The organism is Pseudomonas sp. HMSC067G02, from assembly GCF_001813485.1.
Lineage (GTDB): Bacteria > Pseudomonadota > Gammaproteobacteria > Pseudomonadales > Pseudomonadaceae > Pseudomonas > Pseudomonas aeruginosa.
Genome location: NZ_KV812648.1, coordinates 1 through 614, shown reverse-complemented (window position 1 = coordinate 614; position 614 = coordinate 1). Strand labels below are relative to the sequence as shown.

Below are 614 nucleotides of genomic sequence, written 5' to 3'. Positions count from 1 at the left end.
TTGAGATGACATTCAATATTACTCCTATATTTCTAGTATTGTCGAAATGATGTACGCAGCCTACTTGCGTTTATCCGACCTGTCAACTATAATTCTAGAAACATCGAATTATTGGGGCGTGCTATGGATCACGAAAAGGTTGCAGCCAGCTTAGCTGAGCTAGGGAATAGTCACCGACTGTCCGTGTTCCGCTTTCTGGTCAAAGCTGGCCATGATGGGGCTTCGGCCGGAGATATCCAGAAGGGGCTGGGTATTCCTGCTTCGACGCTATCACATCACCTTGCGCGCATGGCCAAGGTAGGGCTGATCCGGCAGGAGAAACATAGCCGCACGATTGTCTGTATACCCGAGTATGGGCACCTAGAGAATTTGATCGGTTTCTTACAAGAGGAATGTTGTGCAGGTGTCCGGATTGCGCATGAACCAGAACCGCTTTGACGCTTGCCCAGCTCTCGCTGTCCTCCCTAGTCAGCATCGCTATGAAGACTCAGGCGAAGGTGGAAACAGAAAATTGGCAGTAGAGTAGGCTGAAGAGGATCAATCAGATAATCCGCTGAGAAAGATTTTCTTCTTTACATCTTTGGCATTTTATCAACCAGAAATTCCGGATACCC

At 48.0% G+C, this 614-nt stretch carries 1 protein-coding gene; it reads left to right on the top strand.

Features of this window, described 5'->3' with window-relative positions; all coding sequences use genetic code 11:
* The first annotated feature begins 123 nt into the window (after positions 1 to 123).
* Entirely contained in the window at positions 124 to 438 is a 315-nt protein-coding gene (locus HMPREF2914_RS31380) for an ArsR/SmtB family transcription factor (RefSeq protein WP_020742476.1), read from the top strand.
* Positions 439 to 614 lie beyond the last annotated feature (176 nt).

Excerpts from the sequence above, each read along its gene's own strand:
- HMPREF2914_RS31380 (WP_020742476.1), top strand. The coding sequence starts at position 124 with ATGGATCACGAAAAGGTTGCAGCCAGCTTAGCTGAGCTAGGGAATAGT.